The sequence below is a fragment of the Oricola sp. genome (assembly GCF_965230365.1).
Lineage (GTDB): Bacteria > Pseudomonadota > Alphaproteobacteria > Rhizobiales > Rhizobiaceae > Oricola.
In genome coordinates this window covers 917,798-931,215 of the sequence record NZ_OZ246003.1, presented here as the reverse complement: position 1 = coordinate 931,215, position 13,418 = coordinate 917,798, and the positions used below count along the sequence as shown (strand labels likewise).

Annotated in this window: 11 protein-coding genes; 5 read left to right on the top strand and 6 right to left on the bottom strand. The window is 63.7% G+C overall.

Annotation, left to right across the window (positions count from 1 at the left end):
• Window positions 1-64: 64 nt before the first annotated feature.
• Entirely contained in the window at window positions 65-1,087 is a 1,023-nt protein-coding gene (locus ACO06R_RS04475; protein ID WP_421856641.1) for a cell division protein FtsX, read from the bottom strand.
• A complete protein-coding gene (ftsE, locus tag ACO06R_RS04470) occupies window positions 1,080-1,739 on the bottom strand; it encodes a cell division ATP-binding protein FtsE (RefSeq protein WP_421856638.1) in 660 nt (219 codons plus the stop codon). Before ftsE ends, ACO06R_RS04475 begins: the two co-directional genes overlap by 8 nt.
• 170 nt (window positions 1,740-1,909) lie before the next feature.
• On the opposite strand from ftsE, the gene ACO06R_RS04465 reads away from it, so the two are divergent.
• Genes ACO06R_RS04465 through ACO06R_RS04455 form a run of 3 tightly spaced genes read left to right on the top strand, consistent with a single transcriptional unit; the run spans window position 1,910 to window position 3,376 of the window.
• Entirely contained in the window at window positions 1,910-2,458 is a 549-nt protein-coding gene (locus ACO06R_RS04465; protein ID WP_421856635.1) for a hypothetical protein, read from the top strand.
• A gap of 4 nt (window positions 2,459-2,462) precedes the next feature.
• Window positions 2,463-3,011: a hypoxanthine phosphoribosyltransferase gene (hpt, locus tag ACO06R_RS04460; protein WP_421856632.1), complete on the top strand. Its 549-nt coding sequence runs from the start codon at window positions 2,463-2,465 to the stop codon at window positions 3,009-3,011.
• On the top strand, window positions 3,011-3,376 hold the full coding sequence (locus ACO06R_RS04455) for a response regulator (RefSeq protein ID WP_421856629.1): 366 nt from the start codon (window positions 3,011-3,013) through the stop codon (window positions 3,374-3,376). The genes hpt and ACO06R_RS04455 overlap by 1 nt, the downstream gene beginning before the upstream one ends.
• A 16-nt stretch (window positions 3,377-3,392) precedes the next feature.
• Here ACO06R_RS04455 and ACO06R_RS04450 read toward each other — a convergent pair whose 3' ends face one another.
• From ACO06R_RS04450 to argH, 4 genes are all read right to left on the bottom strand, one after another.
• Entirely contained in the window at window positions 3,393-5,939 is a 2,547-nt protein-coding gene (locus ACO06R_RS04450; RefSeq protein WP_421856625.1) for a TIGR02302 family protein, read from the bottom strand.
• 118 nt (window positions 5,940-6,057) lie between these two features.
• Window positions 6,058-7,323 (bottom strand): diaminopimelate decarboxylase, encoded by a 1,266-nt coding sequence (gene lysA, locus ACO06R_RS04445; protein ID WP_421856622.1) that lies wholly within the window; start codon window positions 7,321-7,323, stop codon window positions 6,058-6,060.
• A 28-nt stretch (window positions 7,324-7,351) separates the two neighbouring features.
• Complete coding sequence (locus ACO06R_RS04440) at window positions 7,352-7,528, bottom strand: hypothetical protein (protein WP_421856619.1); 177 nt, start codon at window positions 7,526-7,528, stop codon at window positions 7,352-7,354.
• Window positions 7,529-7,622: 94 nt separating this feature from the next.
• The gene (gene argH, locus ACO06R_RS04435) at window positions 7,623-9,035 is read right to left on the bottom strand and encodes an argininosuccinate lyase (protein ID WP_421856616.1); all 1,413 of its coding nucleotides are present in this window, start codon (window positions 9,033-9,035) and stop codon (window positions 7,623-7,625) included.
• Here argH and tlpA point away from each other — a divergent pair.
• Window positions 9,034-9,717: a thiol:disulfide interchange protein TlpA gene (gene tlpA, locus ACO06R_RS04430; RefSeq protein ID WP_421856613.1), complete on the top strand. Its 684-nt coding sequence runs from the start codon at window positions 9,034-9,036 to the stop codon at window positions 9,715-9,717. The two genes, argH and tlpA, sit on opposite strands and share 2 nt — an antisense overlap.
• Before the next feature lie 597 nt (window positions 9,718-10,314).
• Window positions 10,315-13,413 (top strand): helicase-related protein, encoded by a 3,099-nt coding sequence (locus ACO06R_RS04425; protein WP_421856610.1) that lies wholly within the window; start codon window positions 10,315-10,317, stop codon window positions 13,411-13,413.
• Window positions 13,414-13,418 lie beyond the last annotated feature (5 nt).

Here is a 13,418-nt window from a genome sequence, read left to right as displayed (position 1 = left end):
CCTCCCCAAAAGCATTCTTGAATCAGAACCACGCTGATTTGGGAATCCCTTTTGTCAACATGACTTAGTCGAGCCGGCCCGGATCCGAACGCCGGTCGTCGATGTCGCGCAGTGCACGCAGAACGGTCAGTCGCGTGGTCAGCGCGGTCAACAGCCCGACGAAGACCACCAGCCCTGCGACACCCGCATAGGCGCTTGCCCCAATGGAGAAGTCGCCGAAGAAGGCCGACGCCATCTCGCCTTCGGGCGTGATGATGTTGCGCGAAGCCCAGATCCCGACCAGAAGGAAAATCGAGACGGCAGCGCCACCACCGATCAGCGCGCCGACAATGCCGGACATGAGAAACCGCGACTGGAACTGGCCAGCGACGAACCCGGCGCGCGCGCCGATGAAGTGCAGGACTTCGATGACATGCTGGTTGCCGGACATCGCACCGCGCGTCGCAAAGATCACGGTAAACACCAAAGCCACCATCACCAGCGACAGGACGGACAGGCCAATCAGCGTTGCGGTGCGCGCCATGCCGACGAGCCGCCCGACCCAGGCGCGATGATCGTCGAGCGAAGCCTCCGGTATCGCCGCCTCGATGGCCGATCGCAAAGCCGCGAAATCCGGCGGCGCGGTGTCGTCGATGGTGACGACCACCAGACGCGGCACCGGCAGTTCGTCGAGGCTGAGACCGGAGCCGAGCCACGGTTCGAGCAGCGCGACGGTTTCCGGCCCGCCGATGATGCGCGCGTCGCGGACGCCGGCGAAGCCCAGCGCGATGCCCTGCGCGGTCTGTAGCGCGCTTTCCATGTTCTGGTCTCCGGACGGGCGAATCTGGATCGTCGCCTCGCGCGAGATCTGGCTCTGCCAGGTCCGCGCGCTCTGGTTGACCAGCGAAACCGCGCCGATCGTCAGGCAGGCAAGGAACGACATGATCGCGATGACCAGCACCAGCGCCTGGCCGGCGGTGCCGTGTTTCGGGACGATCGAGACCAGCGGCCGCAGTTCCGGCGTGCCTTGTCCAGGCAACGACCGGGCGGCGGTTTTGCGCGACCGCGCCCATCTCTTCGCGCCAGCCTTGCCCGCTGCCTCACTCATAGATTTCCAACTGTCCCTGGCTGAGAATCATCCGGCGCGCATCGACCTGATCCATCAACCCGAGATCGTGCGTGGCGATGACCACGGCGGTGCCGAGCCGGTTGAGTTCCAGAAATAGACGCAGCAACCGCCGCGCCATCGGCGTGTCGACGTTGCCGGTCGGCTCGTCGGCGAGCAGGATCTCGGGTTGATCGATCAGCGCGCGGGCAATCGCCACGCGCTGCTTTTCGCCGCCCGACAAGACCGGCGGCAGGGCATGCAGCCTGTCGCCCAGTCCCACCCAGTCGAGCAGGTCGAGGACGTCGCTACGGTAGGAAGCCTCCTCCTTGCCGCGCACCCTGAGCGGCAGGCCGACATTCTCATAGACGGTCATGTGATCGAGAAGCCGGAAATCCTGGAACACCACGCCGATCCGCCGACGCATCTGCGGCAGCTCCGCGGTCTCGATCGTCGAGATATCCTTGTCGAACACCGTGATCAGGCCGCGGGTCGGCCGTAGCGACAGGAACAGCAGGCGAAGCAGCGTCGTCTTGCCCGCGCCGGACGGCCCGGTGAGAAACTGGAAGGATTGCCGCGTGATGTGGAAGGAAACATCGCGCAGGACTTCCGGTCCCATGCCGTATCGCAACCCGACATTCTCGAATTTGATCAAAGCGTCCGTCCGATTCGCTTCGCGGTTATCCTCCGAAGGCTTAGTGCAGTTGGCCGACGAATTGAACCACACGCGATATAGTCAGAAGCGAAATACCTAGAATTAACGAAACTGCCCTAGACCGGAGCTTGGCGGATCCGCGTTTGGCGACCGCATGGGGTAGGCAGCCTTTGACGCACGAAATCATAGACGCGGAGTTCGAGACCGTCCGTCCGGGAGCGCGCAATGGCAGTACGCCGGCCGATCCATCCGGGGGACCGGTGGCCATGGACAGCCACAAGGGCCAGATCGATGTCCTGACCGGACCGCCAGGAGCGGTGCGCCCCACGCGCGTTTTCGGCCGCACCTACGTCACCCTGGTCGCCGCAGCAGCGTTCGCCGCATTCCTGATGTCGGGCGGCCATGTTCTCTTTGACGGAACCGCGGCATCGCGCAGCGACCTGACCCTGACGATCCGCCAGGATGCGCAAGACCCTGCCGCCGCCCGCGCCGTGTCGATCAGCGCCATTGTCCGCAACGATACGCGCGCGCCGCGCACCGTGCCCGACATCGTGATGACCTTCGCTCCCTTGGCCGATGGCGACCGCCTGGTGTACCGGCTGGCGCGCGGCGAGACGCTTGCCGCAGGCAAAAGCCTTGCATTCACGGTCAGGATGCCGAAAAAACCGGGCTACAGCGAAACGCCCGACCTGCGTTTCGCAACCGGCAATGGAGTCTGACATCATGCCCGTCGTACGCGGCAAGAATATCGAAATCCTGTTCTCCGCCTCGACGATCGCCGCGCGCAATCTCGAACTGGCCAAGCTTATCGCCGCGCGCGACTACACCGATCTGCTCGTCATCTCCGTCCTCAAGGGGTCGTTCATCTTCTCCGCCGATCTCGTGCGCGCGATGCACGACGCCGGTCTCGAACCCGGCGTCGAGTTCATCATGCTGTCGACCTACGGTGCGGGGACAGAGGCGGGAAAGGTCAACGTGCTGCGCGATGTCGACAGCGACGTGGCCGGGCGCGACATCCTGCTGATCGACGATATCCTGGAATCGGGGCGGACACTCACCTTTGCGCGCGACCTCATGATGGAGCGCGGCGCAAAAAGTGTGAACATTGCGGTGCTGCTCGACAAGTCGGTGCGCCGGCAGGCCGATACGCCTGTCCAGGCGGACTTTGTCGGCTTCGAGTGTCCGGATCATTTTGTTGTCGGATACGGCATGGATGTCGGCCATGCATTCCGTGAACTGCCTTTTGTCGGCGTAGTGACAGGAGACGCTTGATGGCGCGTATTTTGCTGGTTGAGGACGATGATTCCGTTCGCGGCTTTACGGCGCGCGCGCTGGAAATCGACGGCCATTCGGTCGAGCAAGCCGAAGACGGCGATATCGGCCTCGAACGCGTTCTGGCCGGCAGCGGCGGCTACGATCTGGTACTGTCCGACATCCGCATGCCGGCAATGGACGGGATCGCCATGGCAAAGGAGATCGCCAAGGAGTATCCCGAGCAGCGCATTCTGCTGATGACCGGCTACGCCGAACAGCGTGAACGCGCCCGCGACGTCGAGAAGGCAGTTGTCGATGTCGTCCAGAAGCCCTTCACGCTGACTGATATCCGCAAGGCTGTCGCCCAGGCGCTCGCGGCCTGAACCCCGGCAAAACAGTCTAGTTCAGTTCCAGCAAGCGCTCGAGATATTCCTTCTCGAGCTGCGGCGAGAGCGCATTGCCAAGCCGGCGGCGGATGGCTTCGAGGATTTCGCGCGCGCGCCGGATGTCGATTTCGTCGGGTATCTCGACCGAATCGCCGAAATCCGGGCCGGCCGAACGTTGCGGACGCCCGAGGGGGTCGCGATTGAGACCGTTGCGATTGCCGCCCGGCTCCGACGCGCCGGTCTGGCCATCCATTGCCTGCTGCATCTGCTGCATCATGGAATCCGCACCCTCGCGCAACGCCTGCATCGCGTCGCCCTGGCTGGAGAATGCGCCTTCGCCGTCGCCGTCCATCAACTGGTCGCCGGCATCGCCCATCGCGCGCCCGGCATCGTCGAATGCCTCGCCCGGATCGATGCCCATGCCGCGCAGGCCTTCCATGAACTGGTCGAGGCGCTGCTGCAGGCCCTGCTGGCCGGGCGCAAGCCCCTGCAGACCTTCGCCGCCCTGCCCGTTCTGGCCGAACTGCTGCTGATCACCCTGCCCCTGCTGGCCCTCGCCCTGTTGGCCCTGCTGCCCTTGCTGGCTTTGCTCCCCCTCGCCGCCGCGCCGGTTCTGGCGGTAGGTTTCGTTCATCAATTCCTGCTGGCGGCGGAGGATCTCGCCAAGCTCGTTCATCTGCTGCTGGGCGCGGTTCTGGCCGTCGCCCTGCTGCTGGTTGTGCCGGCCCATCTGCAGGTTGTTCATCATGTCCTGCAGTTGCGACAGCAACTCCTGCGCCTGCTCGCGCGAACCAGATTTGGCGAGTTCCTCGATCCGGTCGAGCATCTCCTCGAGATTTTGCATCTCCAGTTGCTGCATGTTTTCCGGCGAGGTCTGCTCGGCCAGTTCCGGATTGTTCTCCATCTGGCGCGCGAGTTCGCGGATATAGTCCTGCATCGCCTCGCGCAATTCCGCCATCAACTGTTCGATCTGTTCATCTGAAGCGCCGTTTTCGAGCGCTTCCTGCAACGCCTGCTGGGCGGCGCGTAAACGCCGCTCGGCCTCGGAAAGGTTGCCGTCCTCGACCGCCCGGGCAAACTCCCAGAGATAGTCGACGACGCCGCGCAATGCCTCGTCATCGCCACGCGCGCTTTTGAGTTTCGTCCTCGCGGTGACAAGACCGAGATAAACGCTGGCGTCCTTGATCGTCTCCTCGGGATAGAGGGTCAGCACGTCGATGACATCGACAATGGCGGGGACGCTGTTGGCGTCGAGCGCGAGATTGCGGCGCTGCTCGATAATCGCCCGCGCCACCGGATTGGAGAACGGGCGGCCCGGCAGGACCAGCGTTGTGGTTTCGCTGAACCCCTTCTGGCCTTTGTCGTCTTCGGCCTCGAGCCGCAGCGTGACGCGCGCACCCGCCCACGGATGTTCGCTCAGATCCTTCATCGTTTTGGCCGAACCGTCCTTGGAAGACCGGCGCGGCAAGGCAAGCGGCAGCTCCGGCGCGTCGTAAAGCGGCCGCGCCTCGCCTTCCCCGTCCTCGGCCAGTTCGATGATGCCGCGCGCTGCGGCGACCCGATAGTCGTCGGTCGCGTTGTATTCGACGGTCATGGTGCCGTTCGCCGCGCGCACCGGGTCGCCCTTGAAGGCGATCGATGGCGGCAAGTCGGGCATGATCTCGAAGCCCCAGGCCTTCAACTGTTCGCCGCCTTCGTTGATCGACAATTCGCCGGTGGCTTCCAGCGTCACCTCGAAACGGCGCGATCCGGGCCGGGCGGCAGGCGCCTCGCCGGTGACGGTGCCGAGCACGGTTTCATCGGACGGCCAGGCCACGTTCTCGCTGCCCTTGCCGCCCGCGATGCGAACGACCGCGACGCTGCCGGCAGGCACCGAGAATGCGGTGCGCGCAGCATTCTGCTCCGATGTCAGGAAGACCGGCGCAAACCCGGTATAGGCCGGCGGGGTCACCCAGGCATCGATGCGCACCGGCACGGTCTCGATGCGCACATGACTGCGAAACGCATCGCCGAGCGACCCGCCGGAAACGCCGAACGACCATGCAAACGAGAAAACGACCAGCAACGCGGCAACGGCGCGCAACGCAAACGGGTCGCGTTCGGGTATCCCGGTGCGTGCCCTTGCAGCTTCCACCGCCGGAACGCCGAGCGCCAAGCGCCGCTGATGCTCGCGCCACAGCACCGCCGCGAATGGGTCATCCGTCTGGCCGGCCAGACGATCATCCTGGGCGGTGATCGGAGCATGCGTCAGCCGATTTGCACGCTCCAGCCGGCGGTCGATCTCGCGTCCGCCCGCCATGCGAAATGCAAGCAACGGCCAAAGGCTGGCCAGCGCCGCAACGCCGAGCGATGCGGCAACGCCTATTCGAAGCCAATCGGGAACGATCCGGAAGAAGCCGAACCATGACAATGCGGCATAAAGTGCGACCACGCCAACGAGCGGCAAGGCACGCGGGACGAGGCGCTCAGCAAGCAGGGCGAAACGCGTCAAGCCGCGCGCCAGACGCAACCGGCGTGAAAGACGCGGATTTGCCGCGGAATTGTTCGGTTCTTCAGCCATCGGCCAGTATCTCCGCCGAAAAGACTAGCACTCAAATTGGCAAAGACGAGGCTGAAAAGCGAAAAATCCCATCACGGCTTCGTCAGCGCGGGACGTGACATGGCGGCAGGAGGCGGGATCAGAACCAGTCCGGAACGCTGTCCTGTCCGATCAGATCGTCATAGTCGGGCCGCGGGCGGGCCACATGGAAGCTCGTGTCCTTGACGATGACCTCGGGCACCAGCAGCCGCGTATTGTAGGTTCCCGACTGGACCGCGCCATAGGCGCCGGCCGAACCGACCGCCAGCAAATCTCCCGGCACCACGCGCGGCATATCGCGGTCGAGGCCGAGAAAGTCGCCCGATTCGCAAACCGGTCCGACAATGTCGGCCTTGATGCGCTCGGCCTCGATATCGGGCTCTGCCACCGGGGTGATCTCGTGCCAGGCCTCGTAGAGGGTCGGCCGCACGAGATCGTTCATCGCCGCATCGACGATCAGGAAGCTCTTCTCGTCCGCCTCTTTCACGAAAAGGACCTCGGTGACGAGAATCCCGGCATTGCCGGCGATCATGCGGCCCGGTTCGAAGATCACCTTCACATCCAGCGGCCTGACATGCGTCTTGACGATCTCCGCATAGGCGTCCGGCAAGGGCGGCGGCGCGTTGTCGGCGCGATAGGGAATACCGAGCCCGCCGCCAAGGTCGACATGCTCGATATCGTGGCCATCGGCACGCAACTGCCCGACCAGTTCGGTCAGCAATCTGAACGCGTCGTCAAAGGGCTGCAAATCGGTGATCTGGCTGCCGATATGCATGTCGATGCCGATCACCCGCAATCCCGGCAGTTCGGCGGCGCGGCGATAGACATCGCGGGCCCGCAGCCATGAGATGCCGAACTTGTCCTGTTTCTTGCCGGTCGAAATCTTGTGGTGCGTTTTCGCATCGACATCGGGATTGATCCGGATCGACACCGGCGCGGTTCGTCCCGCCGCAGTGGCGCGTGCCGACAAAAGCTCCAGTTCCGGTTCGGATTCGACGTTGAAGCAGTGGATACCGGCGTGAAGCGCATAGTCCATTTCGCGCGCCGTCTTGCCGACGCCGGAAAACATCACCTTCTCGGCAGGGATCTCGGCCGCCAGCGCGCGCCGCAACTCGCCCTCCGAAACCACGTCGGCCCCGGACCCGAGCGCGGCGAGCGTCTTGAGCACCGCCTGGTTGGAATTGGCCTTCATGGCATAGCAGACCATCGCGTCGATATCCGCGAAGGCATCGGCGAAAACCCGGTAATGCCTCTCTAGCGTCGCCGTCGAGTAACAATAGAAAGGCGTGCCGATCGCGCCGGCGATCGCCGGAATAGCAACGCCCTCGGCATGCAGCACACCGTCGCGGTATTCAAAATGGTTCACTTGTAAGCCCTGCGCTCGACTATCGCGGTCAGATCAACGCATCGAGGACAAACGGTTTGTCCTCGACTTCGTCCTGTTGTTGATCGGCCGGAGCCTCTGTTGCGCTCGCCGGCGGCAACTCCGGTTCCCCGGCGCGGCCGCAGGCCGAGACCGCCATCGCCAGCAGCGCTGCAAGAAGGATATGCCCAAACCGCCCGAGTTCCATTGTTTTCGCGCCCGCCAAAATCCGTTCGTCTCCGGGACATGTTCCTAGCGCGCAGACGCCAAATTGAACAGCCCCGCCAGACGGCGTTTTCGGATCAGCCGTCCTTCTCCAGCTTTTTCTTCCAGTAACGGATCTGCCGGCGCACTTCCTGGGGCGCCGTGCCGCCGAAGCTTTTCCGGCTTGCTGCCGACTTGGCGACGGTCAGAACGTCGAAGACCGCTTCGGTGATCCCGCCATGGATCGATTGCAGATCGGCCAGGTCGAGCCGTTCGAGCGCGGTGCGTTTTTCCTCCGCAAGCGCCACGGCCCGGCCCGTGATGTGGTGCGCCTCGCGAAACGGAACGCCAAGCTCGCGCACCAGCCAGTCGGCAAGATCCGTCGCTGTCGAGAAGCCCGATCCCGCGGCTTTCTTCATGGCCTTCTCGTCGACGACGAGATCGGAGATCATGCCGGTCATCGCGGCAAGCGCCAGTTCCAGCGATTCGGCGGCGTCGAATACGGCTTCCTTGTCCTCCTGCATGTCCTTCGAATAGGCCAGCGGAAGCCCCTTCATGACCGTCAGAAGCGCGATCAGGTTGCCGTTGATCCGCCCCGTCTTGGCGCGCACCAGTTCGGCGGCGTCCGGGTTCTTTTTCTGCGGCATGATCGAGGAACCGGTCGAGAATGCATCCGACAAGCGCACGAAGCCGAATTGTGGCGTCGACCAGATGACGATCTCCTCGGCCAAGCGCGACAGATGCGTCGCGCAGATCGCGGCAGCCGCCATGAACTCCAGCGCGAAGTCGCGGTCGGAAACCGTATCGATCGAGTTGCGCGTCGGTGTCGAAAAACCAAGCGCAGTCGCGGTCTGGTGGCGATCGATCGCAAATCCGGTGCCGGCAAGCGCGGCAGCGCCGAGCGGACATTCATCCATACGGGCAAGGCAGTCGCGCATGCGCGACAGGTCGCGGCCGAACATCTCCACATAGGCCATGCAGTGATGGCCGAAGGTGACCGGTTGCGCGGTTTGCAGATGCGTGAACCCGGGCATCACTGTCTTGGCGTGCTCCTCGGCGCGGACAAGCAAGGCAGCGATCAACCCTTTGAGTGCGGCAACCGTCTTTGCCGCTTCCGCGCGCACCCACATCCTGAAATCGAGCGCGACCTGGTCGTTGCGCGAGCGCGCCGTGTGCAGGCGGCCGGCAGCGGCGCCGATCAGGTCGGCCAGCCGCGCCTCGACATTCATGTGAATGTCCTCGAGTTTGCGCGAGAACGAGAATCCGCCCGCTTCGATCTCTGACCGGATCGTGTTCAGCCCGTGAATAATCTTGTCGCGATCCGATGCCGAAATTATGTGACAGTCGGCAAGCATGGTCGCATGGGCAATCGATCCCTCGATATCCTGCGCGAAAAGCCTGCGATCATAATCGATGGAGGCGTTGATTTCCTCCATGATGGCGGCCGGGCCGGATGCGAAACGCCCGCCCCACATCTGATTGGAGCTTTTGTTGTCGATGTCATCGGACATGAAGAAGGATACCCCGGAATCTGAGAATGGCCCCGCAACCCGCCAAGGCCCGTCGATCGCGACAATTGCTGCTGTCGCAATCGGTCTTGGCGCCGTAACCGGCGCTGCGGGGATATACGCTTACGGCGCGCATTCTGGCAATGCCGCCGGACACGCCACGTGTTCGGCTGCCATAGCGCAGGGTGCGGAACTGAAGCCGTTTCTGAGCGGCGATGTCGCTTCGATGGCCAACCGGACCTCGCCGAACGACCTTTCCGGTCTCGCATTCAACGATCCGGCGGGCCAGCCGGTCACCTTTGCCGACACCGGCGCCAAAGTCCGCCTTGTCAACCTTTGGGCGACCTGGTGCGCACCGTGTCGAGAGGAAATGCCGGCGCTCGACCGCCTGCAGGCGGACAAGGGCGGCGAGGCTTTCGATGTCGTCGCAATCTCGGTCGATGGCGGCTCGGACGAAAAACCGCGCCGCTTTGCCGAGGATATCGGCCTTGAGCATCTCGCCTTCTACCACGACCCGACAATCGGCGTGTTCAACACGCTGAAGAAAGAAGGCCTAGCCTTCGGATTGCCCGTGACGCTGCTGGTCGACGAGAACAATTGCGTGATTGCCAACATGAACGGACCGGCTGACTGGGCAAGCGCCGACGCTTACCGCCTGATCGATGCGGCAACCGCGAAAAACTGATCCGGCGGGCATTCGGCATGCATTGCGGGGGCTGTTGTTAACGAATTGGCCTGCCATCAAAGCGGTTTCGGTACGGATGAATCGCTATGGTTGTATTGGCCAGGATCGCATCACACCACATATGGTGGTGAACGGATCGCGAACACGGGGAAATCAGCGATTCGTCGCCGCTTCGTTCCGCCTCGGTTCTGATTCTTAACGAAAACCTAACCAACCGTTAAAGACAATGGTTAACAAATCCTGTCTAAAGCACTTCAAATTCAACGCGTTACGATTCTTCGCGAAAACGCGGCGCGAACCGTTAACAGCGCAACAGGAATTGCCATGCGTCTGCGGGAAACGGAATCAGCAAATGGTGCGATCAAGCGATGCACCCACAAGATATGGTGGGGAACAAAGATGCAACCTATGAGAGTCAGCGATTCGTCGCCGATTCGTTCCAGACTCGTTCTGGTTGTTAAATTCTGCAACCGAAAGTGGGTCCGGGCGTCATGAATTCGCGCTTTTTTCGCCCTTTAATTGTCGATTGGGCGTGTTAAACCGCTTACCGACCTGTTTCCCGCTCCCACGCCCGGAAATCCCCCGGATTCGAATTTCATGTCAGAGTCAACATCTCCCGAAATCTTCTCAGGACACCGTGTCCGGGCGGTGCTCGGTCCAACGAACACCGGCAAGACCCATTACGCCATCGAAAGGATGGTCGCCCATTCGAGCGGGATGATCGGTCTGCCCCTGCGCCTGCTCGCGCGCGAGGTCTATGGCCGCGTCGTCCAGAAGGTCGGCGCCGACCACGTCGCCCTGATCACTGGCGAGGAAAAGATCGCGCCGCCGAAGGCCCGGTTTTCGGTTTGCACGGTCGAGGCGATGCCGCCGCAGACCGATACGGCCTTTGTCGCGATCGACGAAATCCAGCTCGCCGGGGATCTGGAACGGGGTCACATTTTCACCGACCGGCTGCTGCATTTGCGCGGCCGCGAGGAAACGCTGCTGCTCGGCGCCGGCACGATGGCCGGAATTCTGCTCGCCATGCTTCCGGGCATCGACATCGTGGACCGGCCCCGCATGTCGCACCTCGCCTATGCTGGATCGCGCAAGATCACCAGGCTTCCACGCCGCAGCGCCATTGTCGCCTTCTCCGCCGACGAGGTCTATGCGACCGCCGAACTGATCCGGCGCCAACGCGGCGGCGCAGCCGTGGTGATGGGCGCGCTGTCGCCGCGAACCCGCAATGCGCAAGTGGAGATCTACCAGAACGGCGACGTCGAGTACCTGGTCGCCACAGACGCAATCGGCATGGGCTTGAATCTGGATGTCGACCATGTGGCCTTCGCCCAGCTGCGCAAGTTCGACGGCTACAGTTTCCGGGACCTTAACCCGGCCGAAATGGGCCAGATCGCCGGCCGCGCCGGCCGCCATATCCGCGACGGCACATTCGGCGTCTCCGGCCGGGCCATCCCGCTGGACGACGAGCTGGTGCGCAGGATCGAAAGCCACGACTTCGAGCCGGTGAAGATGCTGCAATGGCGTTCGCGCGCGCTCGATTTCACGTCGATTGACGCATTGCGCGCATCGCTGGACGTCGCGCCGAATGAACGCGGATTGACCAAGGCGCTGCCCGCCGTCGACCAGCGGGCGCTCGAATTTCTCGCCCGCGACCGAACCGTCGCCGACAAATGCACCGGCCGCGATGAAGTCCGGCTTCTGTGGGATGCCTGCGTCCTGCCCGATTACCGCAAGATCGCGCCGGCCCAGCACGCCGACATCATTTCGCAGATTTTCTTCGATCTGGTGAAGAGCGGCCATGTCGACGAGAACTACATGGCCGAACAGGTGTTACGCGCCGACCGCACCGATGGAGAGATCGATACGCTTTCGGCGCGCATCGCCCAGATCAGGACATGGACCTATGTCGCCAACCGCCCGGGATGGCTGATTGACCCTGTCCATTGGCAGGAACGAACCCGTGAAATAGAAGACAGGCTTTCCGACGCGCTGCATGAGCGGTTGACGAAACGTTTCGTAGACCGCAGGACATCGGCACTCATGAAGCGCCTGCGAGAGAACGTGACAATGGAAGCAGAAATCAGCCCCGGCGGCGACGTGATCGTGGAGGGCCATCATGTCGGACAGCTGGACGGCTTCCGCTTTACCGCCGACCGGACTGCGGAAGGCGAAGACGCCAAGGCTGTCCGGACCGCCGCGGCCAAGGGCCTTGCAGCCGAATTCGAGAAACGGGCGGGCCGGTTCGCCGCGTCCGGCAACAACGATCTGGCAATCGGAACCGACGGCGTGCTGCGCTGGCTCGGAGCGCCCGTCGCCTCGATCGTCGCCGGCGAGGAATGGCTCAAGCCACGGCTTGTGCTGCTTGCCGACGAGCAACTGACCGGGCCGGATCGCGAGCAGGTCGCCACCCGCGCCGAGCGGTTTCTGGCGCATCATATCGAGACGCACCTCAAGCCGTTGGTCGATCTGAGTAAGGCCGACGAACTGTCGGGCATTGCGCGCGGCATCGGCTTCAGGCTGATCGAGAACTTCGGCATCGTGCAGCGCCGCGAGATCGCCGACGAGATCCGCTCGCTCGATCAGGACGGCCGCGCCGCGCTGCGCCGTTACGGCGTGCGGTTCGGCTTCTACCACATCTTCATCCCGGCGCTGATCAAGCCCGCACCCGCCGGCCTGTTGACGCTGCTGTGGGCACTGCAGAACGACGGGCGGGAGAAGCCGGGCTACGGCGATGTGGTGCATCTCTTGTCGACGGGCCGGACATCGCTGGTGCCGGAGACCCAGTACGACACTGCTTTTTACAAGCTTGCCGGTTACCGGCACCTCGGCTCGCGCGCCGTGCGGGTCGACATCCTCGAACGCCTGGCCGATCTGATCCGCCCTGCCTTGCAGTGGCGCGAAGCCAGCGGCGATCTGCCCGACGGCGCGGCCGGTCGTGGCCGGTTCTTCGTTACGCCAGCCATGATGTCGATTCTCGGCGCGACCGCCGACGATATGGAGGCCGTGCTCAAAAGCCTCGGCTACCGGCATGACGTACTGCAGCCGGAGGAATTCGAGGCGAAGATGGACGCATTGCGGCAAGCCCAGGCGCCGCAAGCCCAAGCGCCGCAACCCCAAGTGCCGCAGCCCCAAGCGCCGCAGCCCGCTGCCACGCCGGAGGCTGCCGGCGACAGCGCGGAAGCCGCGCTTGCGCCTGACGCTGCGACCGAACCGGCCGAGGATGCGTCGGCCGGCGAAGCGCCCGCCGACGAAGTACCGACCGTAACGGAGACCGGCGAATCCGTGCCCGCGAGCCCGGAAGCGGTCAGCGAACCCGCCGCCGAGCCGCCGGCGCCGGAGCCCGTGGCCGCAATAGCTGAAGAACCGGCTTCACAGGCGACTGGCGAAGCAACCGGGACGGCGGCCGAAGAACCCAAGCCCGTTCTTGTCTGGTATCAGATGCGCGGCGACCGCAACCGCCGCGGCGCCCGCCAGAAACATGAACAACAGGACAATGCGGGCGGACGCGGCAAACAGCGCGGAAAGAAGCACGAGGACGGCGGGCGGCCGAAGCGCAAGGGCAAGGGTCCGCGCCCCGAAAACCGTTCCGACGGTCCCAAGCCGAACCAGAAACCGCAGCGGCGCGAGAAGCCGGTCGATCCGGATTCGCCCTTCGCCAAACTGGCCGCGCTCAAGCAGCAGCTCGAGAAATAGCCGGC

Coding starts and splice junctions, on each gene's coding strand:
- ACO06R_RS04475 (WP_421856641.1), bottom strand. CDS start 1,087: ATGAGTGAGGCAGCGGGCAAGGCTGGCGCGAAGAGATGGGCGCGGTCG.
- hpt (WP_421856632.1), top strand. CDS start 2,463: ATGCCCGTCGTACGCGGCAAGAATATCGAAATCCTGTTCTCCGCCTCG.
- ACO06R_RS04455 (WP_421856629.1), top strand. CDS start 3,011: ATGGCGCGTATTTTGCTGGTTGAGGACGATGATTCCGTTCGCGGCTTT.
- ACO06R_RS04450 (WP_421856625.1), bottom strand. CDS start 5,939: ATGGCTGAAGAACCGAACAATTCCGCGGCAAATCCGCGTCTTTCACGC.
- ACO06R_RS04440 (WP_421856619.1), bottom strand. CDS start 7,528: ATGGAACTCGGGCGGTTTGGGCATATCCTTCTTGCAGCGCTGCTGGCG.
- tlpA (WP_421856613.1), top strand. CDS start 9,034: ATGAAGAAGGATACCCCGGAATCTGAGAATGGCCCCGCAACCCGCCAA.
- argH (WP_421856616.1), bottom strand. CDS start 9,035: ATGTCCGATGACATCGACAACAAAAGCTCCAATCAGATGTGGGGCGGG.
- ACO06R_RS04425 (WP_421856610.1), top strand. CDS start 10,315: ATGTCAGAGTCAACATCTCCCGAAATCTTCTCAGGACACCGTGTCCGG.